Origin of the sequence: Streptomyces sp. NPDC060198, assembly GCF_042728415.1 — a bacterium.
Classification (GTDB): Bacteria; Actinomycetota; Actinomycetes; order Streptomycetales; family Streptomycetaceae; genus Streptomyces.
The window spans coordinates 1-24,845 of the sequence record NZ_JBHWZJ010000070.1 but is presented as its reverse complement, the minus strand read 5'-3'; the positions used below and the strand labels follow the sequence as shown (position 1 = coordinate 24,845).

Below are 24,845 nucleotides of genomic sequence, written 5' to 3'. Positions count from 1 at the left end.
GCCCCGGGGAGATCCCCGGGGCCCGGCCCTCAGCCTGCCGACGGCTACGCGCTCAGCGAGCGCGAGCCGGTCAGTTGTCGTCCTCGTCGATGAGGAACCCGCGCATCGGCGACGGAGCCTGCTGCATCGGCTGCGGCGCCTGCGGCCGCACCGGTGCCATCGGCTGCGTCATCGCGGGCGACATCTGCTGCTGCCCACCGAACGACGGGCCGGGACCCATGGACGGGTTGCCACCCATCGACGGGCCGCCGTGGTTGCCGGCGCCCATGCCGTGGCCCATCGCACCGGCACCGGCCGGAGCCAGGGAGGGCGACGGCGGCAGCGACGCGGCCGCGGGGCTCCGCGGCGGAGCCAGCGAGTCGTCGGCCTGGGTCTCCAGCTGACGCAGCTGGCTCTCCAGGTACGACTTCAGGCGGGTGCGGTACTCGCGCTCGAAGCCGCGCAGGTCCTCGACCTTGCGCTCGAGCGTCGCGCGGGCGGACTCCAGCGAGCCCATCGCCACGCGGTGCTTCTCCTGCGCGTCCCGCTCCAGCGCGTCGGCCTTCGCCCGCGCGTCGCGCTCCAGCCCCTCGGCGCGGCTGCGCGCCTCGCCGACGATCTTGTTGGCCTCGGAACGGGCCTCCGCGATCGCCTGGTCGGCGGTCTGCTGCGCCAGCGAGAGGACACGGGCGGCACTGTCGCCACCGGGTCCCTGACCGGGCTGCTGCATCTGCTGCATGGGCTGCTGCATCTGCTGCATGGGCTGCATCTGCTGCTGCATCTGCTGCGGGGCATGACCCATGGGTCCGCCCATGGGGCCACCCATCCCGCCGCCCATGGGGCCGCCCTGCATCGGGCCGGGACCGTGCTGGCCCTGCGGACCGGGGCCGTGCTGACCCTGCTGGGGGCCGTGGCCACTGGGACCGGCGGGCAGCTGCGGCGGACCCATCTGCGGGGGCTGCTGCTGGACCGGCGGACCCGATATGGCGGCGGGCACGGGAGCCCCGGGCCTCTCCTGCTGCTGCTCCGGGGGCTTGCGCATGGCCTGCTGCTGCTGGTTCTGCGCGGCGGCACGCGTCGCGGCGGCCAGCTTGGCGCGCAGATCCTCGTTCTCGCGCAGCAGTCGCGTCAGCTCGGACTCGACCTCGTCGAGGAAGGCATCGACCTCGTCCTCGTCATAGCCTTCTCGGAGGCGGACGGTCGTGAACTGCTTGTTCCGCACGTCCTCGGGGGTCAGCGGCATCTCTTCTTCACCTCTACGTAGTCGTCGGCAGTCGGCAAGACCGTATCGTTCACACGCTGCTCGCAAGCCACTTGAACAGCTCGATCAGGATGTAGACGATGATCATCAGAACGAAGAAGGACAGGTCGAGTGCCACGCCCCCGAGACGCAGCGGCGGAATCAACCGCCGCAGGAGCTTGAGTGGTGGATCGGTGACCGTGTAAGTGGCCTCGAGAACCACCACCATCGGCTTGCCCGGCTCCCATGAGCGCGCGAACTGGAAGACGTAGTCCATGACCAGCCGGAAGATCAGCACGATGAGGAAACACATCAGCGCGACGCTGACCACATCGAGTGCGACGCCCATGACCGCGCTCCCCTCCCCTGACTCTCGTAGCTCCGGCCTCTCGGCCGGGTCGTTCCCGTGTCGCGTTCTCAGCTCTGGTTGAAGAACCCGCCCTCCGCAATACGGGCCTTGTCCTCCGCCGTGACATCGACGTTAGCAGGCGACAACAGGAACACCTTCTGCGTCACGCGCTCAATGCTGCCATGAAGTCCGAAGACGAGTCCCGCGGCAAAGTCGACAAGTCGCTTTGCATCCGTGTCGTCCATCTCCGTGAGATTCATGATCACCGGGGTGCCCTCACGGAAGTGTTCCCCGATGGTACGGGCCTCGTTGTAGGTCCGGGGGTGCAACGTGGTGATGCGGTACGGCTCCCGCTCGGAGACGACCTTGGGCATGATCACGGGCGCGTTCTTCTCCAGGTTGGGGCGTTCAGGTGTGATGGATGCCACGGGTGCGATCCGGGCGGGTCGCACACTGTCGACGGGGAGCTGAACTGGCTCGCGCGGTGCGGGGGGTTGCACCACTCGTACCGGTTCGTCCCTTTCGCGCTCCCGCTCCACCTGATGCGCGGGCTGATGCCTGCGCCGGTCCCGCTCGGGCTCCGGCTCGGGTTCGAATTCATCGTCGGGGTCGAACCCCGGACCGTCGTACCCATCGTCCTCCACGAGGCCGAGGTAGACCGCCATCTTGCGCATCGCGCCGGCCATGCTCCGAGTCCTCCGCTCTGTGGTGGATCGGCAATCGTCGCCAAGTGCCAGCGATCCACTGTGGTCTGCCCCGTATTGAGCGGGAATGACCATATTTTCTGCTGTGGTCCGACCTGCTTCGCGACGTTACCCGAGCCGGGGTCGGACTCCGAGTACCGCAGTACCGACGCGTACATGTGTCGCTCCGGCCGCAACGGCGTCCTCAAGGTCCGAACTCATCCCCGCGGAGACCATGTTCGCAGCCGGATGGTCCCTGCGCAGCCGGGATGAGATTTCCATCAGCCGCTCGAAGGCGGCCCGTTGCCGTCCCGCGTACGGACCTGCGAGCGGCGCGACCGTCATCAGGCCGTCGAGCCGGAGTCCGGGTGCCGCCGCCACCGCGGCGGCCAGCGCCTCCACGTCCTCGGGAGCCACTCCGCCCCGCTCGCCGCGCTCACCGTTCCCGGCGTCGAGGGCGACCTGGACCAGACAGCCGAGTTCGCTCTCCCGCTCACCGGCCACAGCCGTGGAGAGCGCGGAAACAAGCTTGACCCGGTCGATCGACTGCACCACATCGGCATAACGCGTCACCGAACGAACCTTGTTGGTCTGCAGCTGACCGACAAAATGCCAAGTGAGCGACAGATCCGAACAGTCCGCGGCCTTCGGCGCGGCGTCCTGATCCCGGTTCTCGGCCACCTGACGCACACCGAGTCCGTGCAGGATCCGCACGTCGCTCGCCGGATAGGTCTTGGTGACCACGATGAGGGTGACCTCGTCCCGCGACCTGCCGGCCGCGGAACAGGCGGAGGCGATACGTTCCTCCACCCGCGCCAGGTTGTCGGCGAGTTGCTTGCTGCGGTCCGTCATGCCATGCCCTCGTCGTCCTGGTGGTCCTCGCCGTCCCGGTCGCCCCCGTCGAGTGGCCCGTCCAGCCACACGTATCCGGCGAGTCGTCCGGTGGTGCCCTCGCGCCGGTACGAGAAGTGGTCGTCCGACTCCCGCGTGCAGAACGGCGAACGCCGCACGTCACGCACGCCGAGAGCGTCGAGCTGGGAGTGGACCCCGGCGACGACGTCCACCGCCGGAGTGCCCCACCGGGTTTCCGCCCGGGCGGCGGGGACGGTCTCGGCGACCTCGTCCCGCATCGCGGCCGGGACCTCGTAGCAACCGCCGCAGACCGCCGGTCCGGTGCGGGCGACGATCCGGGAGGCGTCCGCTCCGAGGGCGAGCATCGCCTCCACGGCCGCGGGAACGACTCCGGCGACGAGACCGGGGCGACCCGCGTGCGCCGCCGCGACGACCCCGGCGAAGGGGTCGGCCAGCAGGACCGGTACGCAGTCCGCGGTGAGCACGGCGAGCGGCAACGCGCGACGGCGGGTCACCAGCGCGTCCACCGCCGGGATCTCACGGCCCGGGCCCCAGGGCCCGTCGACCACGGCGACCTCACGGCCGTGCACCTGGTTCATCCAGACGACCCGTTCCGGGTCGAGCCCGAGGGCGCCGGCCGCACGTGCCCTGTTCGCGACCACGGCGGCGGGGTCGTCTCCGACCGCGCCGCCGAGGTTCAGCGACCCGTACGGGCCGGTGCTCACCCCGCCCCACCGGTCGGTGAAGGCGAAGTGAGCACCGGCGCCGCCGGACGGGTCCGCCGTGGATACCGCTGTGACCGTGGGACCCGCGGTGGTCGCGGGTCCCACGTGGTGCCGGTCTATCACTTCAGGAAGTCCGGTACGTCCAGCTCTTCGGCCTGGGTGTCCTGGTACGGACGGGCCGTCGGGACGTGCGGCGGAGAGACCGGCGGCAGTGAGCCGTCGTTCGCGACCGGCACGGCCTCGACCGGGGCCGGGGCTTCCTCGCGGATCGGCACGGAGCCGAGTCCGGCCGAGTGGCGGACCGGCTCGGGCCGGGCCGGCGGGGCGGGCTCCTCACGCTTGGCGGCACCGGCGCCGATCACGTTCTCGCGACGGGCCGGCGGCTGGCCGCCGTCGAAGCCCGCGGCGATCACGGTGACCCGCACCTCGTCGCCGAGCGCGTCGTCGATGACGGCGCCGAAGATGATGTTCGCCTCCGGGTGTGCCGCCTCGCTCACCAGCTGGGCGGCCTCGTTGATCTCGAAGAGACCGAGGTCGCTGCCGCCGGAGATGGAGAGCAGCACGCCGCGGGCGCCGTCGATGGACGCCTCCAGGAGGGGCGAGGAGATCGCCATCTCGGCCGCCGCCACCGCGCGGTCGTCGCCGCGGGCCGAACCGATGCCCATGAGCGCCGAACCCGCCTCGGACATGACCGACTTGACGTCGGCGAAGTCGAGGTTGATGAGGCCGGGGGTGGTGATGAGGTCGGTGATGCCCTGGACACCCGAGAGCAGCACCTGGTCGGCCGACTTGAACGCGTCGAGCACGCTCACCTGGCGGTCCGAGATGGACAGCAGCCGGTCGTTGGGGATGACGATGAGGGTGTCGACCTCTTCGCGGAGCTCGGCGATGCCGTCCTCCGCCTGGTTCGCGCGCCGACGGCCCTCGAAGGTGAACGGGCGGGTGACCACACCGATCGTCAGGGCACCCAGCGAGCGCGCGATGTTGGCGACGACGGGTGCGCCGCCGGTGCCGGTGCCGCCGCCCTCTCCTGCGGTGACGAAGACCATGTCGGCCCCCTTGAGGACCTCCTCGATCTCTTCACGGTGGTCCTCTGCCGCCTTACGACCGACTGCCGGGTTGGCCCCGGCGCCGAGTCCCCGCGTGAGTTCACGGCCGACGTCGAGCTTGACGTCGGCGTCGCTCATCAACAGGGCTTGCGCGTCCGTGTTGATCGCGATGAACTCGACGCCCTTGAGACCGACCTCGATCATTCGGTTGATGGCATTGACACCACCGCCGCCGACACCGATGACCTTGATGACTGCGAGGTAGTTCTGCGGTGCTGCCACGTCGAAGGCCTCTCGCCTCGATTTACGTGTCGTCGCTCTGCGGTGGCCCGCCGCGACGACGGATGTCGATGGGGACGGTCCGAACGCCGACCCAAACCCTAACGCTGAAGTTTAGGGTTACCAGTGTGTCTGCTTCTTGGACTCTTCCGAACAGGACACTAAGTCGACAAGTGGCGCACGTTCAACGAACACGCCGAACCTCCCGTTTTTCTTTTCACCCTATGTGATCACCCGTAGCGATGACCAACCAGGGTGCTGGTCAGCCCAAATGCCCGTCAACTCTCCGAAGAAGCAGGAGCGGTGGGCGCACTGACGTCGAAGTGTCCCGCTTTGGGTGCCGCTTTCATCAGGGCGGTGAGCACTTTCGCCTTCACCGCGCCCTGTTCACCACTGCCCCAGATCACTTCCCGTCCACCCGTCAGCTTCAGCGAGATCGAATCGTACGAGGTCACCCGCACCACCTCGGTGTCCCGGGCGACGGCGGCGGGAAGGTCGCCGGCGACCGAGACCGCTTCCCGCAACAGACGGTCACCGCCGAAACGGCGCAGACTCGCGGAACGATCGGGCGACAATTCCAGCAGTGGAACCCTTTCGGGCGCTTTGTCCACGGTCGCGAACCGCACACCCCCGGCGTCCACTTCGGTGAACTTTGCGCCCTTTTTCAGCAGAAGGACCGGCTTTCGCTCGGTCACCTCGATGTCGATTCCGTGCGGCCAGGAACGGGTGACGTCCACGGTGTCGATTCGCGGGAGTTTCCGCCGCAGCCGCTGCTCCAGGGAATCGGTGTCCACGGCGATCAGCGGCGAGCCGACCGGAGCCGACGCTGCCGCTTCCACCTCGACCGGGGAGAGGACACCGGTCCCGCTCACGCCGACCTGCTCCAGCCGGAGCCAGGAGGACCCCCACAGCGCCCAGGCCACACCCCCCGCGAGCACGGCGGCCCCGGCCGCGCCGAGGACCAGCGTCCTGCGGCGGGCGAACCCGCCCCTTCCGGGGCCTGCGTGCGGCGCACGCGCCGGGGTGTCCGCCTGCTGCCCTGAACCGCGCTGGGCGGTCGTCGGTCCGGCCACGCTCGCTCCTTCGCCGGGCCCGGGGAGCACGCCCCGGGCCCGCCCCGCCTCACGCCTGGCGGCGTGCGGCAATCGCCTCGTACACCATGCCGACGAGCAGGTCGTCGGCGTCACGCCGGCCGAACTCCGCGGCAGCACGCGACATTTCATACAATCGGTGCGGATCGGACAGCACCGGAAGGACGTTGGCCTGCACCCACTCGGGGGTGAGGGCCGCGTCGTCGACCAGCAGGCCGCCGCCGGCGTTGACCACCGGCTGGGCGTTGAGCCGCTGCTCGCCGTTGCCGATCGGCAGCGGGACGTACGCGGCGGGCAGCCCGACGGCGGAGAGTTCGGCCACGGTCATCGCGCCCGCGCGGCAGAGCATCATGTCGGCCGCCGCGTACGCGAGGTCCATCCGGTCCACGTACGGTACCGGGATGTAGGGCGGCATACCGGGCATGTTGTCGATACGCGGCAATTCGTTCTTCGGGCCGACCACGTGCAGGATCTGGATGCCCGAACGCTGGAGCAGCGGCGCGACCCGCTGGACCACCTCGTTGAGGTGGCGGGCGCCCTGCGAACCGCCGGAGACCAGCAGAGTGGGCAGGTTGGGGTCGAGCCTGAAGGCGGCCCGCGCCTCCGGGCGCACCCGGGCCCGGTCCAGGGTGGCGATGGTGCGGCGCAGCGGGATGCCGATGTAGCGGGCGCCGCGCAGCTTGCTGTCCGGGGTGGAGACGGCGACGCCGTGGGCGTACCGGGAGCCGATCTTGTTGGCCAGGCCGGGACGCGCGTTGGCCTCGTGGACGACGATGGGCACTCCGGCGCGCTTGGCGGCGAGGTAGCCGGGCAGCGCGACGTAACCGCCGAAGCCGACCACGCAGTCGGCCTTGGTGCGTTCCAGGATCTGCTCGGCGGCCTTGATGGTGCCGCGCAGCCGGCCCGGGACGGTGATCAGTTCCGGTGTGGGCTTACGGGGCAGCGGTACGGCCGGGATGAGCGCCAGGTCGTACCCCCGCTCGGGTACGAGCCTGGTCTCCAGGCCGCGCTCCGTACCGAGGGCGGTGATGCCCACGGTCGGGTCCTGCCTCCGCAGGGCGTCTGCGAGGGCAAGCGCGGGCTCGATGTGGCCGGCGGTCCCCCCGCCGGCGAGTACGACATGCACCGAAATTCACCGCTCTCCGGACGGACGCTTCTTGACGCGCCGTCTCATCGTCTTCCATCTCACCCCGGGCCTCCGCATGGCCAGGGCCGCTCTCGCGCCGGTCTCGTCCCGCGCAAAGGCGATCATCAACCCGACCGCGAACATGGTCGGCAGCAGGGCCGACCCTCCGTAGGAGAACAGCGGGAGCGGGACTCCGGCGATCGGCAGCAGGCCGAGCACCGCACCGATGTTGATCACGGCTTGCGCGGTGATCCACGTCGTCACGCCTCCCGCGGCGTACCTCACGAAGGGGTCCTCCGTGCGTCCGGCCACGCGGATACCCGCATAGCCTAGAGCCGCGAAGAGGGCGAGCACCGACAGAGTGCCCGCCAGCCCCAGTTCCTCACCGGTGATGGCGAAGATGAAGTCGGTGTGCGGTTCGGGGAGTTGTCCCCATTTCTCCACGCTCGCACCGAGTCCCGATCCGAACCAGCCGCCGGACGCGAGGGCGTAGATTCCGTGCGCGGCCTGCCAGCAGCCGCCCGCGGCGTCGGGTTCGCTGACCCCCACGCAGGCGAGCCGGGACATGCGGTTCGGGTTGGTCTTGATCAGCAGGACGGCGATGGCCCCGGCGAAGCCGAGCACGCCGACGAAGAGCCGGGTGGGCGCCCCGGCGAGCCAGAGCAGGCCGAAGAGGATCGCGGTGAGGATGATCGCGGTGCCCATGTCGCCGCCGAGCATGATCAGGCCGAGCAGCATGAAGGCGACGGGGATCAGCGGCACCAGCATGTGCTTCCACTGGGTGAGCAGCCGCTTGTCCTGTTTGCGGGCGAGCAGGTCGGCGCCCCAGAGCACGAGGGCCAGCTTGCCGAACTCGCTGGGCTGGAGCTGGAACGGTCCGCCGATGTAGAGCCAGTTCTGGTTCCCGTTGACCGACATCCCTATGCCGGGGACCTGTACCAGCGCCATCAGGAAGACCGTGCCGAGCAGCATCGGGTAGGCGAGCGCGCGGTGGAGTTTGACCGGCATGCGGGCGGCCAGCAGCATCAGCCCGGCTCCGATGACGGCGGCCAGGAACTGCTTGCGGAAGAAATAGGTGCTCGGCTTGGCGAGTTCCAGCGCCTTGATCATGGAGGCGCTGTAGACCATCACGAGGCCCAGCACGATGATCAGCAGGCTGGAGCCGAGGATGACGTAGTACGCGGTCAGGGGGCGGTCCCAGGCCCGCCGTGCCTGCTCGTAGGCGCGGCGCACCCCGCCGCCGCGCGGGTCGCGGGGGGCCGGGGCGGAGCGGCCCGCGGGGCGGGGCGGCCGGGGGCGGCGGCCGGAGCCGGTCGCGAGCCCTCCCCGCAGGGCGGTTCCGGGGTGCGTCGGCACCCCGGAGTCCGGTGAACCGGACGGGGTCGCCAGGGCGGCCCGGGGAGCCGGACGGCTACGGAAGGGGCCGGTCCGCGCCGCGTGTGCCTGGGCTCGGACCCGTCCCGGGGCGTCGGGACCCTCATCGGCCGGCATAGTCGCTGTCCCCTCCGCTGATCGTGCCCGGGGCGGCGACAGCCCGGCGGCCCGGCGCTCGGACCGTACCGTCCCCCGGGCACATTCTCTCCGGGGACGGTACGGCCCGGGGGCCGGTCCTGTCAGGCGCTGTCGTCGGCGAGTGCGCGGACCGCGTCCGCGAACGCCTCGCCCCGCTCGTTGTAGTTGGCGAACATGTCCATCGAGGCGCAGGCCGGGGCCAGCAGCACGGTGTCGCCCGGGTGGGCGAGACGTGCGGCCTCGGCGACCGCTTCGGACATGGCCCCAGTGTCGGTCCGCTCCAGGTCGACCACGGGTACCTCGGGGGCGTGTCGCGTCAGGGCTTCGCGGATGAGAGCCCGGTCGCGGCCGATGAGGACCACCCCGCGCAGGCGCTTCGCGGCGCCGCTCACCAGCTCGTCGAAGGTCGCTCCCTTGGCGAGGCCGCCGGCGATCCAGACGATCGGCTCGTAGGCGGCGAGGGATGCTTCGGTGGCGTGGGTGTTGGTGGCCTTGGAGTCGTCCACGTAACGGACGCCGTCCACGTCGGCGACGTGCTCGATGCGGTGCGGGTCGGGGCGGAAGGCGCGCAGTCCGTCGCGGACGGCGGCGGGCTTCACGCCGAAGGCGCGGGCCAGCGCGGCGGCGGCGAGGGCGTTGGCGATGTTGTGCGGAGCGGGCGGGTCGACGTCGGCGACCTCGGCGAGCTCCTGGGCCTGCTTCTGCCGGTTGGTGACGAAGGCCCGGTCCACCAGGATGCCGTCGACCACGCCGAGCTGGGAGGGACCGGGGGTGGAGAGGGTGAAGCCGATCGCCCGGCAGCCCTCCTCCACGTCGGCCTCGCGCACCAGTTCCTCGGTGGCGGGGTCGGCCGCGTTGTAGACGCAGGCCACGGTGTTGCCCTCGTAGATCCGGCCCTTGTCTGCGGCGTACGCCTCCATGGAGCCGTGCCAGTCGAGGTGGTCCGGGGCCAGGTTGAGCACGGTCGCGGAATGGGCGCGCACCGACGGCGCCCAGTGCAGCTGGTAGCTGGAGAGTTCGACGGCGAGCACGTCGTACGTCTCCTCGCCGAGTACCGCGTCCAGCAGGGAGACCCCGATGTTGCCGACGGCCGCGGTGCGCAGCCCGGCGGCCTCCAGGATGGAGGCGAGCATCCGTACGGTCGTGGTCTTGCCGTTGGTGCCGGTGACCGCGAGCCAGGGGGCGGGCTCGCCGCCCTTGACCCCCCGCAGCCGCCAGGCGAGTTCGACGTCGCCCCAGACGGGGACGCCGGCCGCGGCGGCCGCGAGGAAGAGCGGCTTGTCGGGCTTCCAGCCCGGGGCGGTGACGATCAGTCCGGTGGCCTCGGGCAGGGTGTCGCCGTCGCCGAGGCGCACGGTGATCCCTTCCGCCTCCAGACCGGCCGCCTGGGCGCGGGAGCGCTCGTCGTCGCCGTCGTTGACGACGGTCACCAGTGCCCCGAGTCCGTGCAGGGCTCGGGCTGCGGGAATCCCGCTGACCCCGAGTCCGGCGACGGTGACCCGCTTCCCCCGCCAGTCGGACCGGGCCGCCGAGTCGGTGGTGCTCACTTCTTGGCTGCCCATCCCGCGTAGAAGAGTCCGAGACCGACGATCACGCACATGCCCTGGATGATCCAGAACCGGACCACCACCAGGACTTCCGACCACCCCTTGAGTTCGAAGTGGTGCTGGAGCGGCGCCATCCGGAAGACCCGCTTGCCGGTCATCTTGAAGGAGCCGACCTGGATGACGACGGACATCGTGATCATCACGAAGAGACCGCCGAGGACGGCCATCAGGAACTCGGTGCGCGAGCAGATGGCGAGGCCCGCGAGGGCGCCGCCGAGCGCGAGCGAACCGGTGTCACCCATGAAGATCTTGGCCGGCGAGGTGTTCCACCAGAGGAAGCCGAAGCAGGAACCCATCAGCGCCGAGGCGACGACCGCCAGGTCGAGCGGGTCGCGCACTTCGAAGCAGGCGCTGGGGTTGGTGAGTTCCATCGCGTTGGCGCACGACTCCTGGAACTGCCAGAGGCCGATGAACGTGTACGCGCCGAAGACCATCACCGACGCGCCGGTGGCCAGGCCGTCCAGACCGTCCGTCAGGTTCACGCCGTTGGACATGGCGAGAATCATGAACAGGGCCCAGACGACGAACAGCACCGGTCCGATCGACCAGCCGAAGTCCTCGACGAACGAAAGCCTGGTGGAGGCCGGGGTGTTGCCGTGGATGTCGGCGAACTGGAGCGAGAGCACCGCGAACGCGATGCCGACGATCAGCTGGCCGGCCATCTTCGCCTTGGCCCGCAGGCCGAGCGAACGCTGCTTGACGATCTTGATGTAGTCGTCCAGGAAGCCGACGAGCCCCATCCCCGCCATCAGGAAGAGCACGAGGACACCGGAGAACCGGATGGGCTCGCCGGTGATCACCTTCGCCAGGACGTACGCGATGATCGTCGCCAGGATGAAGGCGATGCCGCCCATGGTGGGCGTGCCCTTCTTGCTGCCGTGCGTGCGCGGGCCGTCGTCCCGGATGAACTGCCCGTACCCCTTGCGGGCCAGCAGTTTGATGAGCAACGGCGTTCCGACCAGGGTCAGGAAGAGCCCTATGGCCCCCGCGAAGAGGATCTGCCTCATCGGCCGGTGACCTCGCCTTCGGTCGAGTTCTCCAACAGCGCCTGGGCAACCATCTCCAGGCCGACCGACCGGGACGCCTTCACCAGCACGACGTCTCCCGGGCGCAGTTCACTGCGCAACAGGTCGACGGCCGCCTGTGCGTCGGACACGTGCACCGACTCCTCACCCCACGAACCCTCGTTGTAAGCGCCCAGTTGCAGCCAGGAGGCTTCTCTTCCCCCGACCGCGACGAGCTTGCTGACGTTGAGCCGGACGGCAAGCCGTCCGACCGCGTCGTGCTCGGAGAGCGACTCGTCACCGAGCTCGGCCATCTGACCGAGCACCGCCCAGGTCCGCCGGCCCCTGCCCATGGCGGCCAGCGCACGGAGTGCGGCTCTCATGGATTCGGGGTTCGCGTTGTAGGCGTCGTTGACGACCGTCACACCGTCCGGACGCTCGGTGACCTCCATGCGCCAGCGGGAGAGGGTGCCCGCCTCGGAGAGCGCCTCGGCGATCTCGTGTACGGGCATGCCCAACTCATGGGCGACGGCGGCTGCGGCGAGCGCGTTCGACACGTGGTGCTCACCGTACAGGCGCATGGTCACCTCGCTGCACCCGGTGGGTGTGTGGAGGCTGAATGCGGGGTGTCCGTCCGCTGTGAGACGTACGTTCTCTCCCCGTACGTCCGCTTCGGGCGCCTCTCCGAAGAGGAGGACCCGTGCTTTCGTACGCGAGGACATGGCGCGCACGAGCGGATCGTCGGCGTTGAGGACGGCCACACCGTCCTCGGGGAGCGACTCGACCATCTCGCCCTTGGCCTGGGCGATCTGTTCCCGGCCGCCGAACTCGCCGATGTGGGCGGTACCGACGTTGAGGACGAGTCCGATCCGGGGCGGGACGAGCCCGGTGAGGTAGCGGATGTCGCCGATGTAGCGGGCGCCCATCTCCAGGACGAGGTGCTGGGTCTCCTCGGTGGCGCGGAGCGCCGTGACCGGCAGACCGATCTCGTTGTTGAGGTTGCCCGCCGGGTAGATCGTCGGCCCCATGCGCTCCATGAGCTGGGCGATGAGGTCCTTGGTGGAGGTCTTGCCCGCCGAGCCGGTGAGGGCGACGACGGGCAGCCCGAGGCGATCGACGACGACGTGGCGGGCGAGGGCGCCGAGCGCGGCCACGACGTCGGCGACGACGATCGCGGGCACACCGACGGGACGGGTGGCCAGCACCGCGGCGGCTCCGGCCGCCACGGCTTTGGTGGCGTAGTCGTGGCCGTCGACCTGCTCACCGACGAACGCGGCGAACAGGCTGCCTCGCTCCACCTTCCGGGAGTCGATGACGACCGGGCCGTCGACGACGACCGAGGTGTCCGGTATGTCGTGCGGCTGCCCGCCGACGATTTCGGCGATCTCGGCGAGGGAAAGGGCGATCACTTGGTCATCCCTGACTGTTGTTCTCGTGGTGGGCTTCGTGGGCTTGCGAGTCGGTGGCGCCGGATGCGGCGCCGGAGCGCCCCAGGGAGCGTTCGATGGCCGCGCGCAGGACCTGGCGGTCGTCGAAGGGGCGTACCACCCCGTGGACGTCCTGGCCCTGCTCGTGGCCCTTGCCGGCGACCAGGACGGTGTCGCCGGGCAGCGCGCGGGCGACGGCCGCCGCGACGGCCGCGGCGCGGTCCGCGTCGACCAGGACGTCACCGCGTTCGTGCGCGGGCACCTCGGCGGCGCCCGCGAGCATCGCGGAGAGAATCCCCAGCGGGTCCTCGGAGCGGGGGTTGTCGGAGGTCAGCACGGCGGTGTCGGCGAGGCGGGCCGCGGCCGCGCCCATCGGACCCCGCTTGGTGGTGTCGCGGTCGCCGCCGCAGCCGAGCACGACGTGCACCCGGCCCTGGGTGACCTTGCGCAGTGAGCGGAGCACCGATTCCACGGCGTCCGTCTTGTGCGCGTAGTCGACGACGGCGAGGTACGGCTGCCCCGCGTCGACCCGCTCCAGCCGGCCGGGAACGCCGGGTACGGCCGCGACGCCGTCGGCCGCGGTCTGCGGGTCGACCCCGGCGACGGCCAGCGTGACGATCGCGGCGAGGCTGTTGGCCACGTTGAACGGGCCGGGCAGCGGCGCCCGGGCGGTGATGCGCTCGCCCCCGGGGCCGACGACGGTGAACGTGCTGTCCTGCGGGCCCACTTCGACGTCCTCGGCGCGCCAGTCGGCGTCGGGGTGGCCCTCGGCGGAGAAGGTGGTGACCGGGACGCCTGCCTCGGTGACGAGCCTGCGGCCGTAGGCGTCGTCGTAGTTGACGACCCCTCGCCTGCTGCGCTCCGGGGTGAAGAGCTGGGCCTTGGCCTGGAAGTAGTCCTCCATGCCGGAGTGGAACTCCATGTGTTCCGGGCTGAGGTTGTTGAAGACGGCGACGTCGAAGACGCAGCCGTCGACCCGGCCCAGCACCAGTGCGTGGCTGGAGACCTCCATGGCGACCGCGTCGACGCCGCGTTCGCGCATGACCGCGAAGAGGGCCTGCAGGTCGGTGGCCTCGGGGGTGGTGCGCTCGGACTTGATCCGCTCGTCGCCGATGCGCGTCTCGACCGTGCCGATGAGCCCGGTGGAGCGGCCGGCGCCGCGCAGCCCGCCCTCGACGAGGTACGCGGTGGTGGTCTTGCCGGAGGTCCCGGTGATGCCGATCTGGAGCAGACCGGCTCCGGGGCGGTCGTAGATCTCGGCGGCCAGGTGGCCCATGACGGCGCGCGGGTCCTCGGCGACCAGCACCGGGAGCCCGGTGGCGGCGGCCCGGTCGGCGCCCGTCGGGTCGGTGAGGAGCGCGACGGCGCCCAGTCCGGCCGCTTGGGCGGCGAAGTCGGCGCCGTGCAGCCTGGCACCCGGCAGAGCCGCGTACACGTCACCGGGGCGGACCGCCCGGGAGTCGTGGGTGATGCCGGTGACCTCGACCTCCGTGGGCAGTTCGAGGCCCAGGCGGGCCGCCGGCTCGCCGAGGGGTGTCGGCCGGAGCCGTTCCGGTCGGGGCGCTCCCGGGTAGTTCACGGGCGCGTCCTTCTGGGTGATTCGGTACTGATCAGCGTGGGGCACGGCGGTGAGCGTACCGGGCTGACCCGGCCTCTCGCGAAGCGAGGGGCCAGGGTTTCGGAACTTCTCGTTCCGGTTCCCCGGATCGGGGGTGATGGTTGTCACTGGTGCTCCCCTGGGAACGTAACCGCCACGACCGGGTCCGGCCGGGTCCGGCGCGCGGCGCGGCTCGCCTTCGGTGCGCGGCGGCCGGAAACGTCTCCGTCCGCCCGGCGCGCGCCTCGGTCGTCCCGCGACCGCCTGCTCGGCTCAGCCGCCCGCCTGGAAGTAGACCGGCAGGCCGGGCGACTTGGTGCCGCTCGGCTCGGTCTGGAGGGTCTTCAGCGCGAACTCCATGACCTTCTTGTAGATCGGCCCGCAGATCTGGCCGCCGAAGTAGTTGCCCTTGGTGGGGTTCTGGATCGCGCAGTAGACGGTGATCTGCGGATCGTCGGCCGGCGCGAAGCCGGCGAAGGAGGCGGTGTAACCGTCGTACACGCCGCTGACCGGGTCCACCCGGTTGGCGGTACCGGTCTTGCCCGCCACCCGGTAGCCGGGGATGCGCGCCTTGGTGCCCGTGCCCTCCTCGTCGCCGACGACGGACTCCAGCATGGTGGAGAGTTCCTTGGCGGTCTTCTCGCTGACCACCCGGGTCTCCTCGGGCTTCGCGGGCTGCGTGTAACGGCCGTCGGCGCCCTTCGTGCCGCGTACGAGCGTGGGAGCGATCCGTACTCCGCCGTTGGCGATCGTCGAGTAGACCGAGGCCGCCTGGACGGCGTTGAGCGAGAGCCCCTGGCCGAACGGGATCGTGTACTGCTGGGAGGTCGACCAGTCCTGGGGCTTGGCGAGGATGCCCGCCGACTCGCCGGGGTAACCGAGGCCGGTGGGGCTGCCGATGCCGAACTTGCGGAGGTAGGAGTAGAGGACCTTGTTCGCCTCGGGCTGGGTCTTGCCGAGCTGACCGGTCGCCAGGATGGTGCCGATGTTGCTGGACTTGGCGAGGACGCCGTTGAGGGTGAGTTCCCAGGTCTTGTGGTCGATGTCGTCCTTGAAGAGCCGGTCCCCGCGGTGCAGCCGGTTGGGCACGGTGACATGCGTGAGAGGAGTGGCGGCGCCCTCCTCCAGCACGGCGGCCATGGACATGACCTTGGCGGTGGAGCCGGGCTCGTAGACGTCCTGGAGTGCCGCGTTGCCCAGCGAGCCGGCGCCGACGGTGGAGAGGTCGTTCGGGTCGAAGCCGGGGGCGTTGGCCATGGCCAACAGCTCGCCTGTCTTGGTGTTCTGCACGACGACGTAACCGCCGTCCGCCTTGGACGCCTCGACCTGCTCGGAGATGGCCCGCTGGGCGGCCCACTGGATGTCCCGGTCGATGGTCAGCTCGACGTCCGTGCCCTCGACGGCCGGGATCTCCTTGGCGCCGGCGGTCGGCACCCGGCGGCCGCCGGACTGGGCGTACCGGATCTTCCCGTCCTGGCCGGCGAGCTCCTCGTTCAGCTGGGACTCCAGACCACCGCCGCCCTTGCCGTCGGCGTTGACGAATCCCAGTATCCCGGCGGCGAGGTCGCCGTTCGGATAGACCCGCTTGGTCGTCGGCTCCTGGAAGACGCCCGCCAGCGCGCTGGTGCCCTTCCCGCCGTTCTCGGCCGCCTTGTCCGCGAGGACCGCCTTCAGGTCCTTGATCTGCTTCCAGACCTGAGGGGTCTGCCGCCGGGCGAGCACGGTGTAGCGACTCCCGGACTTGGACAGCTGTGCGGTGAGCGTGGCCGCGTCCTTGCCGAGGATCGGCGCGAGCAGGGCCGCCGCCTGCTCCGGCGCGTCGGAGATCTTGCTCTCGGCCGGGGTGAACATCTTGGGGTCGGCGGTGATGTCGTACGCGTCGACGCTGGTGGCCAGCGCGATCCCGTTGCGGTCGGTGATCTCCCCGCGCTCGGCGGCGACGGTGTACTCCAGGTAGCGGTTCTCCTTGGCCTTGGCCGAGTACGCGTGCGCGTCGACGGCCTGGACCTGGAGAAGCCGCGCCACGAACACCAGCATGACGAGGGTCAGTCCGAGGCTGACCAGGCGCAGCCGGGGGCGCGGGTTGCCGAGGCGCAGGGAACGCGGTGCCTGGCGGCCGGGCCGGCCGGACGAGGGGCGCGGGCGGCGTGCCTCGGCGCGGGCGGCGGGCCGGGGGCGTCCCGTCCCGCCCGCGGCCCCCCGGGGGCGTGCGGGGCCGGGCACACGGCGGCGCGGCGGTTCCTTGGACGGCACTGCGTCACCTGCCGGGGCTCGTCGGGGTCGTGGTCGTCGCGGTGCGCTCGGTCGTGGCCGGGTCGTCGGCCGCGGCATCCGTCGCGGCGGAGTCCTCGGAGGTGGAGTCCGCGAGCGCGGAGGCCGTGGAGAGGGGCGAGGCTCCGGCCGACGGGCTCGCGGTCGCCTCGGCTCCGGGGGCTCCGGCGGCCTGGGGTTCCCCGGTGGCCGCGGGTTCGTCGGTGGCCCGGGGCTCTTCGGTGGCCGCGGGCTCTTCGGTGGCCGCGGGGGTGTCCGCCGGGGACGGGGTGGGCGTGGGTACCGGATCGGCGGTGACCTCGGCGGGAACGCCCCGCACGGTGCCGTCCGGATTCAGGAAGGCGGGGCTGCCGCCGGGGACCATGCCCAGTTCCCTGGCCCGCCGCTCCAGCGCGTCGGGCTGCGAGTAACCGTCCACGTCCCGCTGGAGGGCCTGCTCCTCGTCGGTGAGATCGGTCGTCTGCTTCCGCAGCTCGCTGAGGCGGAACGAGCCCTCGTTGAGCGCGGAGTTCAGCAGCAGGAGGCAGATCAGCCCGCCGCCGAGGAGGACCACGACCAGCAGCATGAAGGGGGTACGGGCCGCGTTGCTCGGCGCCGACGGCATCAGCCGGGCGAGCCTGGCGGCGCGTCCCTTCAGCGGTGCGGCCGGTCCGTTCACCGCGCCGCCTCCAGTGCCCCGGTGGCGTCGGCGGGTGTGTGCCCAGGGCCCGCGGTCACCGCTCCTCCTCGCGGATGCGTTCGGCGCCGCGCAGCCGGGCGGGGGCGGCCCGCCGGTTCTCGGCGACCTCCTCCTCGGTGGGCAGCTCCGCGCCGCGGGTGAGGAGCTTCAGACGGGGCTGGTACTTCTCGGGTACGACGGGCAGTCCCGGCGGCGCCGTGTTCGCGGCGCCCGCCGCGAACACCTGCTTGACCAGCCGGTCTTCCAGCGAGTGGTAGGACAGCACGGCGATCCGGCCGCCGACCGCGAGGGAGGAGACCGCGGCGGGGACGGCGTTCTCCAGGACCGTGAGTTCGCCGTTCACCTCGATGCGCAGCGCCTGGAAGGTGCGCTTGGCCGGGTTGCCGCCGGTGCGCTTGGCGGCCTGCGGCAGGGAGTCACGGATCAGTTCGACCAGCCGGGCGCTGTTGGTGAACGGTTCCTTCTCCCGCTCGCGCACGACCGCCGAGACGATCCGCTTGGCCTGCTTCTCCTCGCCGTACGCGCGCAGGATGCGGACCAGTTCGCCCGGCGGGTAGGTGTTGAGGACCTCCGCCGCGCCGATCCCGGTGGTCTGGTCCATGCGCATGTCGAGCGGCGCGTCCTGGGCGTACGCGAATCCCCGGTCGGCCTCGTCCAGCTGCATGGAGGAGACGCCGAGGTCGAAGAGGACGCCCTGGACCTTGGGGATACCGAGCCGGTCCAGCACCTCGGGCAGTTCGTCGTAGACCGCGTGCACCAGGGTGGCGCGGTCGCCGTACGGGGCGAGGCGCTCGCCGGAGAGCCGGAGTGCCTCCTTGTCCCTGTCGAGGGCCACCAGCCTTACCTCGGGGAAGGTGGTGAGCAGGGCCTCGCTGTGTCCGCCGAGTCCGAGGGTGCAGTCGACGACCACCGGTGGGGTGCCGTCCTCCCGCCGCAGAGCCGGGGCCAACAGGTCCAGGCATCGCTGGAGCATCACCGGGACGTGTCGGGTCTGGCTCAATGCGCCCTCTCAGGCTCAGGTCCGTGAGGCGGCACGTGCGGCCTGGTCCCCGCCCGCTCAGAAGGGGAGGCCTGCCGGCGCCGGGGAAGGGGCGCCGGCCGGCCATGAGCGGGAGAGGGCCGGGCCGCACGTTCGCCGCACATCACGAGGACATCGGAAATGCGGAGAAATACGGAGGAATACGGAGGAATGCAGAGAAGAGCGGATCGGCACCCGGGGATGCCGAGGATTACGGGAACAACGACTACTGCGACTGCCTACGGGACCACTGCGACGCGTCGTGGAGAGCCACTGGCAACCGCCGCGGTTGCGGAAAGGACCGGAACATGCGACGGAAACGCTCGGAGCCCGCTCGACGCGACCGGCCTTCCGGCCGGTCGGTAACTTCGCGTCACTTTAGTCCACCCTGCCATTCGATCGATTCCGGATCAACGAACCGGACAGCGCGTCGCCCCGCTCCGCCGCCCCCCACTCCTCACTCGGACGGGGGAGCCGCGGTGAGTCCTGTGGGTTAGCTCACAACAAGCCTCGTTGACGTTCTTTGTCCTTTTCCCCAGGCAGCTCCGAGCAGGTGGGACGGCTAACGTCGTAGCCATGTCGACTTCCGCACAGTCCCCTTCCGCCGCCGCCCCCGCCTCCCCGGACGTGTCCCGTACGGGCGGCACCGTCACGGACCGCCTGGTGGAGGCGAACGGCCACTACGCGAGTGCCTTCACCGACCCGGGCATGGACGCCCGTCCGGTCCAGAAGGTCGCCGTGGTCGCCTGCATGGACGCCCGTCTCGACCTGCACGCCGCGCTGGGCCTGGAACTCGGCGACTGCCACACCATCCGCAACGCGGGCGGTGTGGTCACCGACGACGTGATCCGGTCGCTCACCATCAGCCAGCGGGCGCTGGGCACCCGCAGCATCATCCTGATCCACCACACCACCTGCGGCCTCGAATCGCTGACGGAGGACTTCCGCCACGAGCTGGAGCTGGAAGTCGGCCAGCGGCCGCTGTGGGCCGTGGAGTCCTTCTCCGACGTCGACCAGGACGTGCGCCAGTCGATCCAGCGGGTCCGTACCTCGCCGTTCCTCCTGCACACCGACGACGTCCGGGGCTTCGTCTTCGACGTCAAGACCGGTCTGCTGCGCGAGATCTCCCCGGCCTCCTGACCTCCCGCTCCGGTGGATCCGCGGGCCGGTCCGTCCCGGCGGGCCCGCGGACTCACCGCGGGCCCGCCGCGGGGCCGCCCTCCGCTCGGGCCTTCCGCCGCCGCCCGCTCCCCCACCAGCTCTTCGCCGGTCCCCTCCGACCGCCGCCGGCCACCCCGGTCCCGCCTCCGTCGCGGCTCGTACCGGCATCCGAATATCGACAACACCCGACATATCGGCCCCGGTTGTCCGTAGGCGAGTGACACGAAGCGGTAACGGCAACAAGAATGCGGTGGGTGACGCACTCCGGGGCTTCCGGAGGGGCGTCCGCAATCGGGGTGGGCCAGGCCGTTCGACGGCGCGGGCCCGTGCGTGAAGGGCCGAGGAGGACCGGGTGACCACCTATGACGAGCGAGCGAACCTCACAGATCTGACCACCACGGCGGAGCGGGTACGCGGGTCGGTGGAGCGCGTGATCGAGGGCAAGCCCGAGGTCGTACGGATCGCGCTGACCGTTCTGCTCGCGGAGGGTCACCTGCTGATCGAGGATGTGCCCGGGGTCGGCAAGACCATGCTGGCCAAGGCACTGGCCCGGTCCATCGACTGTTCGGTGCGCCGTATCCAGTTCACCCCCGACCTGCTGCCCTCGGACATCACCGGGGTGTCCGTCTTCGACCAGCAGCGCAAGGACTTCGAGTTCAAGCCGGGCGCCATCTTCGCCCAGATCGTGATCGGCGACGAGATCAACCGCGCGTCGCCCAAGACGCAGTCCGCGCTCCTGGAATCGATGGAGGAGCGGCAGGTCACGACCGACGGGCAGACCTACGCGCTGCCCGACCCCTTCATGGTCGTCGCGACCCAGAACCCGGTCGAGATGGAGGGCACCTACCCGCTGCCGGAAGCCCAGCGCGACCGGTTCATGGCCCGGGTGTCCATGGGGTATCCCAGCCTGGAGGCCGAGCTGCGGATGCTGGACGTGCACGGCGGGGTCCCGCCGCTGGACGACCTCCAGCCGGTGGCCCACGCCCACGACATCGTGAAGCTGATCGACGCGGTCCGCTCGGTGCACGTGGCCGAGTCGGTGCGCCGGTACACCGTCGAACTGGTCCAGGCCACCCGCAGCCACCCCGACCTGCGCCTCGGCGCCTCCCCCCGGGCCAGCCTGCACCTGCTGCGCGCGGCGAAGGCGGCGGCGGCCCTCGGGGGCCGGGACTACGCGCTGCCCGACGACGTCCAGGCGCTCGCGGTGCCGGTGCTGGCCCACCGCCTGCTGCCCACCGCGCAGGCACAGCTGAACCGCCGCACGGCGGAGCAGGTGGTGCAGGAGATCCTGCAGCGCACGCCCGTGCCCACCTCACCGGTCTCGGTGGCCGCCGACCGGCGGGTGCCTCCGTACCCGCAGGGCGGCCCGGTGTACGCGCCCGGCGCACGGCGGCCGTGATGGCTGACGCGCACCGGGGTCCCGGCCCCCGTGGTGGCGTGGCCGGGGACTCCGCCGACGGCGGCAGAGGCACCCTGCGGGCGGCGATGGGCGGGCTGACCACCCGGGGCCGTTCCTTCCTGGCCGCCGGAATCGCCGCCGCGGTCTGCGCCTACGTACTGGGCCAGGCCGACCTGCTCCGGGTCGGCATACTGCTCGCCGTGCTGCCGCTCGTCTGCGCGGCCGCGCTCCACCGCACCCGCTACCGGGTGGTCGGCACCCGGCGGCTGTCGCCCTCGCGGGTGCCCGCAGGCTCGGAGGCGCGGGTGCACCTGCGGGTGGACAACGCCTCGCGGCTGCCCTCCGGGCTGCTGATGCTGCAGGACCGTGTGCCGTACGTGCTCGGCCCGCGGCCCCGCTTCGTGCTGGACCGGGTGGAGCCCGGCGGTCGGCGGGAGGTGTCCTACCGGGTCCGCTCCGACCTGCGCGGCCGGTATCCGCTGGGGCCGTTGCAGTTGCGGCTCGCCGACCCGTTCGGGATGTGCGAACTGACCCGCTCCTTCAGCGCCCACGACACCCTGGTGGTGATCCCCCGTACCCAGGCGCTGCCGCCTCTGCGGCTGACCGGGGCGGCCTCCGGGTACGGCGACGGGCGTCAGCGCTCCCTCGCCCAGGCGGGCGAGGACGACGTGCTGCCGCGCGGTTACCGGCACGGCGACGACCTGCGCCGGGTCCACTGGCGCTCCACCGCACGCTACGGCGAGCTGATGGTGCGCCGGGAGGAGCAGCCCCAGCGGGCCCGGGCCTCGGTGCTGCTGGACACCCGGCGGGCCGCCTTCCGGGGCGCCGGACCCGAATCCGCGTTCGAATGGGCGGTGTCGGCGGCGGCCTCCACGCTGGCCCACCTGGTCGAGCGGGGCTTCGCGGTACGGCTGCTGACCGACGAGGGCGGGGCCGTTCCCGGTGACGGCGGCCCCGACGGATTCTCCGGTTCCTCCGGCTCGACCCACGAGTCCGCCGAGGCGGCGGGGCTGATGCTGGACACCCTCGCGGTCGTCGAGCACTCCGACGCGCGTGGCCTGGCTGGCGCGCACGACGTGCTGCGCGGTGGGCGCGAAGGGCTGCTGCTCGCCTTCCTCGGCGACCTCGACGAGGAGCAGGTGGCGGTCGCGGCGGCCATGCGGCGGCGCAGCGGCGCCGCAGTCGCGTTCGTACTGGACGGCGAGGAGTGGGCGCCGGGCGCCGAGCAGGCGCCCGCGATCCCGTTCGCAAAGCGGCTGCGGCTGCTGCGTGAGGCGGGCTGGACCGCGGTGCCGGTGCCGCCCGGGGCGGATCTCGGCCGGGTGTGGCAGCAGGCCGGGCAGCCCGGTGACACCCAGCCCGCCGGTGGCGGCGCTGCGACAGGTTTCTCCGGAGGATGGTCATGAGCGGTCCGGTGCGGCTCGCCCTGTGCGCCTATGTGGCGACACTGCTGGCGGCTGGGGCGCTGCTGCCCCTGGTCGATCCCTGGACGTGGATCTTCGAGGCCGCGCTGCTGCTCGCGGTGCAGAGCGCGGGGGGCGCGCTGGCCCGGCGGTTCGTGCCGGCGCGCGCGGGGGCCGTGGGCGTGCAGGCGCTGGTCACCCTGGTGCTGCTGACGGTCGCGTTCGCCCGTGACCGGGCGTTGCTCGGGGTGCTGCCCGGACCGCGGGCCGTCCAGTGGCTGGGCGACCTGCTGACGGCGGGCACGGACGACGTCGGACGGTACGCGATCCCCGCACCGATGACGGACGGCATCCGGCTGCTGCTGGTCGGCGGGGTCCTCCTGATCGGGCTGCTGGTCGACGTGCTGGCGGTGACGTTGCGCGCCTCCGCACCGGCCGGGCTACCGCTGCTCGCGCTGTACTCGGTGGCGGCCGGGCTCTCCGGCGGCGGGGCGAGCAGGCTCCTGTTCTTCCTGGCCGCCGCGGGCTACCTGCTGCTCCTGCTCGCGGAGGGCCGGGACCGTACCGCCCAGTGGGGCAGGCTCTTCGGCGGCCCCGCGCGCGGCGGGCCGACGCCGGGGAACCGGGTGAAGCGCCCCGTACGGACCGGGCACCGGATCGGCGCGCTGGCGCTGGGCGTCGCGCTCCTCGTACCGGGCTCGATGTCCGCGCTCGGCGGCGGTCTGGTGGGCGACCTCGGCGCGGGCAACGGGCGGGGCGGCGGGGGCACGATCTCCGCGGTGAATCCGCTGGTCTCCCTCCAGGACGACCTCAACCAGTCGAAGGACCGGGAGGTCCTGACGTACCGCGCCACCGACGGCGCCCAGCAGGGCTCCTACCTGCGCATTCTCTCCCTCGACCGGTTCACCGGGAGCGAATGGCTGCCGTCGAAGCGTGCGCTGAGCGACGTACCGGACCGGCTTCCGCAACCGGTGGGCCTCGGGAAGGACGTCGTGGCCGTGGAGACGACCGCGGAGATCACCGCGTCCGAGGACTACCAGCAGGACTACCTGCCGATGCCGTACCCGGCGACCAGGGTCCGGGTCGACGGCCGGTGGCGGTACGAGCCCGAGGGGCGCACCCTCATCGGCGACGGCGGGCAGACGACGGGCGGGGAGCGGTACCGGGTCAGCAGTCTGGCGGTGGAGCCGACGGCGGCGCAGCTCGCCGCGGCCGGGCTGCCTCCGAAGGAGCTGACCCTGGAGTACACCGAGGTGCCGACCTCCCTCCCGGACGTGGTGGCGGAGACGGCCGCGCAGGTCACCCGGGGTTCGGCCAACCACTACGAGCAGGCGGTGGCCCTGCAGGACTGGTTCGCGCAGAACGGCGGGTTCAGCTACGACACGACGGTGAGTTCGGGCACCGGAACCGCGGCGATCGCACGGTTCCTCAAGGACCGGCGGGGCTTCTGCGTGCACTTCTCCTTCGCGATGGCGGCGATGGCCCGGACGCTGGGCATCCCCGCCCGGGTCGCGGTGGGCTTCGCCCCGGGGACGACGCAGGTGAACGGGTCCGTCTCGGTGGGGCTGCGGGACGCCCACGCGTGGCCGGAGCTGTACTTCGAGGGCGTGGGATGGACCCGCTTCGAGCCGACTCCGACGCGGGGCACGGTGCCCTCGTACACGGTGCCGGAGGCCCCCACCGGGGCCGCGGACACCTCGGCCGCTCCGACCGCGTCCGCCTCGGCGCAGCCCTCGGCCGCCCCGTCCGCCTCGGAGAGCTGCCCGGCGCAGATGCGCCGGGAGGGTGCGTGCGGGCCCTCGGCCGCACCGGTCGCCGCCGACACGGCCGGGCCGGGGTTCCCGCTCGGCACGGTGGTCCTGGTGGTGCTCGGCGCCGCGCTGGTCGTGCTGGTCCCGCTGTCGCCGCTGCTGTGGCGGACCCGGCTGCGGGCCCGGCGGCTGTACGGGTCGGGCGGGCGGACGCCCTCGGACGCGGCGGCGAGAACGCTGGCGGTCTGGCGGGAGATCACGGACACGGCCTGGGACCACGGCATCGTTCCGGACGACGCGCTGACCCCGCGCAGGGCGGCCGACCGCATCGTCCGGCTGGGTGAGCTGGACGGTGAGCCGGCGGCGGCGCTGCACCGGGTGGCGGGAGCGGTGGAGCAGGCGCTCTACGCTCCCCGTCCGCAGCCGCCGGTCCGTGCGGCCGAGGACGCGGTGACCGTCGGGGCGGGGCTGGCCGAGCGGGCGAGCCGATTCACCCGGCTCCGTGCCGCGCTCGCTCCCCGCTCGGCCGTCCGGGTGGTGTGGGCGGTCTCGGAGCACTGGACGGCGCTGGCGAAACGGTCCTCGGAGCGGATGGGTGCGGCCGGCCGGTTCCTCCGCCCGACCCGGCCCCGGGGCTGAGCCC

At 71.7% G+C, this 24,845-nt stretch carries 20 protein-coding genes; 4 read left to right on the top strand and 16 right to left on the bottom strand.

The features are described 5' to 3' along the window. Positions 1-70: 70 nt before the first annotated feature. The 16 genes from ACFWEP_RS12285 to rsmH form a co-directional block, all read right to left on the bottom strand. Positions 71-1,222, bottom strand: a complete 1,152-nt coding sequence (locus tag ACFWEP_RS12285; protein ID WP_328722202.1) for a DivIVA domain-containing protein — start codon at positions 1,220-1,222, stop codon at positions 71-73. A 49-nt stretch (positions 1,223-1,271) separates the two neighbouring features. Continuing rightward, complete coding sequence (locus ACFWEP_RS12280; RefSeq protein WP_328722201.1) at positions 1,272-1,568, bottom strand: YggT family protein; 297 nt, start codon at positions 1,566-1,568, stop codon at positions 1,272-1,274. 68 nt (positions 1,569-1,636) lie between these two features. Continuing rightward, complete coding sequence (locus ACFWEP_RS12275) at positions 1,637-2,254, bottom strand: cell division protein SepF (RefSeq protein ID WP_328722200.1); 618 nt, start codon at positions 2,252-2,254, stop codon at positions 1,637-1,639. 126 nt (positions 2,255-2,380) lie between these two features. Then, positions 2,381-3,103: a YggS family pyridoxal phosphate-dependent enzyme gene (locus tag ACFWEP_RS12270; protein WP_387369152.1), complete on the bottom strand. Its 723-nt coding sequence runs from the start codon at positions 3,101-3,103 to the stop codon at positions 2,381-2,383. Then, positions 3,100-3,933, bottom strand: coding sequence for a peptidoglycan editing factor PgeF (pgeF, locus tag ACFWEP_RS12265; RefSeq protein WP_387369150.1), 834 nt, complete (start codon positions 3,931-3,933; stop codon positions 3,100-3,102). Before pgeF ends, ACFWEP_RS12270 begins: the two co-directional genes overlap by 4 nt. A gap of 14 nt (positions 3,934-3,947) precedes the next feature. Beyond that, positions 3,948-5,159 carry a cell division protein FtsZ gene (gene ftsZ / locus ACFWEP_RS12260; RefSeq protein WP_387369148.1) on the bottom strand — a complete coding sequence of 404 codons (1,212 nt, stop codon included), beginning with the start codon at positions 5,157-5,159 and terminating at the stop codon, positions 3,948-3,950. Positions 5,160-5,434: 275 nt separating this feature from the next. Continuing rightward, positions 5,435-6,229, bottom strand: coding sequence for a cell division protein FtsQ/DivIB (locus ACFWEP_RS12255; RefSeq protein ID WP_387369146.1), 795 nt, complete (start codon positions 6,227-6,229; stop codon positions 5,435-5,437). A 49-nt stretch (positions 6,230-6,278) separates the two neighbouring features. After that, positions 6,279-7,373 carry an undecaprenyldiphospho-muramoylpentapeptide beta-N-acetylglucosaminyltransferase gene (gene murG / locus ACFWEP_RS12250; RefSeq protein ID WP_328722196.1) on the bottom strand — a complete coding sequence of 365 codons (1,095 nt, stop codon included), beginning with the start codon at positions 7,371-7,373 and terminating at the stop codon, positions 6,279-6,281. Between the two features lie 6 nt (positions 7,374-7,379). Then, on the bottom strand, positions 7,380-8,864 hold the full coding sequence (gene ftsW, locus ACFWEP_RS12245; protein WP_387369144.1) for a putative lipid II flippase FtsW: 1,485 nt from the start codon (positions 8,862-8,864) through the stop codon (positions 7,380-7,382). 122 nt (positions 8,865-8,986) lie between these two features. After that, the gene (murD, locus tag ACFWEP_RS12240; protein ID WP_387369142.1) at positions 8,987-10,447 is read right to left on the bottom strand and encodes a UDP-N-acetylmuramoyl-L-alanine--D-glutamate ligase; all 1,461 of its coding nucleotides are present in this window, start codon (positions 10,445-10,447) and stop codon (positions 8,987-8,989) included. Further along, the gene (gene mraY / locus ACFWEP_RS12235; protein WP_328722193.1) at positions 10,429-11,499 is read right to left on the bottom strand and encodes a phospho-N-acetylmuramoyl-pentapeptide-transferase; all 1,071 of its coding nucleotides are present in this window, start codon (positions 11,497-11,499) and stop codon (positions 10,429-10,431) included. The genes murD and mraY overlap by 19 nt, the downstream gene beginning before the upstream one ends. Beyond that, positions 11,496-12,905, bottom strand: a complete 1,410-nt coding sequence (gene murF, locus ACFWEP_RS12230; RefSeq protein ID WP_387369139.1) for a UDP-N-acetylmuramoyl-tripeptide--D-alanyl-D-alanine ligase — start codon at positions 12,903-12,905, stop codon at positions 11,496-11,498. Before murF ends, mraY begins: the two co-directional genes overlap by 4 nt. Before the next feature lie 4 nt (positions 12,906-12,909). Next, positions 12,910-14,649, bottom strand: a complete 1,740-nt coding sequence (locus ACFWEP_RS12225) for a UDP-N-acetylmuramoyl-L-alanyl-D-glutamate--2,6-diaminopimelate ligase (protein WP_387369137.1) — start codon at positions 14,647-14,649, stop codon at positions 12,910-12,912. A gap of 144 nt (positions 14,650-14,793) precedes the next feature. Beyond that, positions 14,794-16,773 carry a peptidoglycan D,D-transpeptidase FtsI family protein gene (locus ACFWEP_RS12220; protein WP_387369135.1) on the bottom strand — a complete coding sequence of 660 codons (1,980 nt, stop codon included), beginning with the start codon at positions 16,771-16,773 and terminating at the stop codon, positions 14,794-14,796. 4 nt (positions 16,774-16,777) lie between these two features. Next, the gene (locus ACFWEP_RS12215; RefSeq protein WP_387369133.1) at positions 16,778-17,449 is read right to left on the bottom strand and encodes a septum formation initiator; all 672 of its coding nucleotides are present in this window, start codon (positions 17,447-17,449) and stop codon (positions 16,778-16,780) included. A 55-nt stretch (positions 17,450-17,504) separates the two neighbouring features. Further along, positions 17,505-18,470 carry a 16S rRNA (cytosine(1402)-N(4))-methyltransferase RsmH gene (gene rsmH / locus ACFWEP_RS12210; protein WP_387369131.1) on the bottom strand — a complete coding sequence of 322 codons (966 nt, stop codon included), beginning with the start codon at positions 18,468-18,470 and terminating at the stop codon, positions 17,505-17,507. A gap of 594 nt (positions 18,471-19,064) precedes the next feature. On the opposite strand from rsmH, the gene ACFWEP_RS12205 reads away from it, so the two are divergent. The 4 genes from ACFWEP_RS12205 (at position 19,065) to ACFWEP_RS12190 (ending at position 24,841) form a co-directional block, all read left to right on the top strand. After that, positions 19,065-19,628 (top strand): beta-class carbonic anhydrase, encoded by a 564-nt coding sequence (locus ACFWEP_RS12205; protein WP_387369129.1) that lies wholly within the window; start codon positions 19,065-19,067, stop codon positions 19,626-19,628. A gap of 373 nt (positions 19,629-20,001) precedes the next feature. After that, a complete protein-coding gene (locus ACFWEP_RS12200; RefSeq protein ID WP_387369127.1) occupies positions 20,002-21,048 on the top strand; it encodes an AAA family ATPase in 1,047 nt (348 codons plus the stop codon). After that, complete coding sequence (locus ACFWEP_RS12195) at positions 21,048-22,454, top strand: DUF58 domain-containing protein (protein ID WP_387369125.1); 1,407 nt, start codon at positions 21,048-21,050, stop codon at positions 22,452-22,454. The genes ACFWEP_RS12200 and ACFWEP_RS12195 overlap by 1 nt, the downstream gene beginning before the upstream one ends. After that, positions 22,451-24,841 carry a DUF3488 and DUF4129 domain-containing transglutaminase family protein gene (locus tag ACFWEP_RS12190; RefSeq protein ID WP_387369123.1) on the top strand — a complete coding sequence of 797 codons (2,391 nt, stop codon included), beginning with the start codon at positions 22,451-22,453 and terminating at the stop codon, positions 24,839-24,841. The genes ACFWEP_RS12195 and ACFWEP_RS12190 overlap by 4 nt, the downstream gene beginning before the upstream one ends. Positions 24,842-24,845 lie beyond the last annotated feature (4 nt).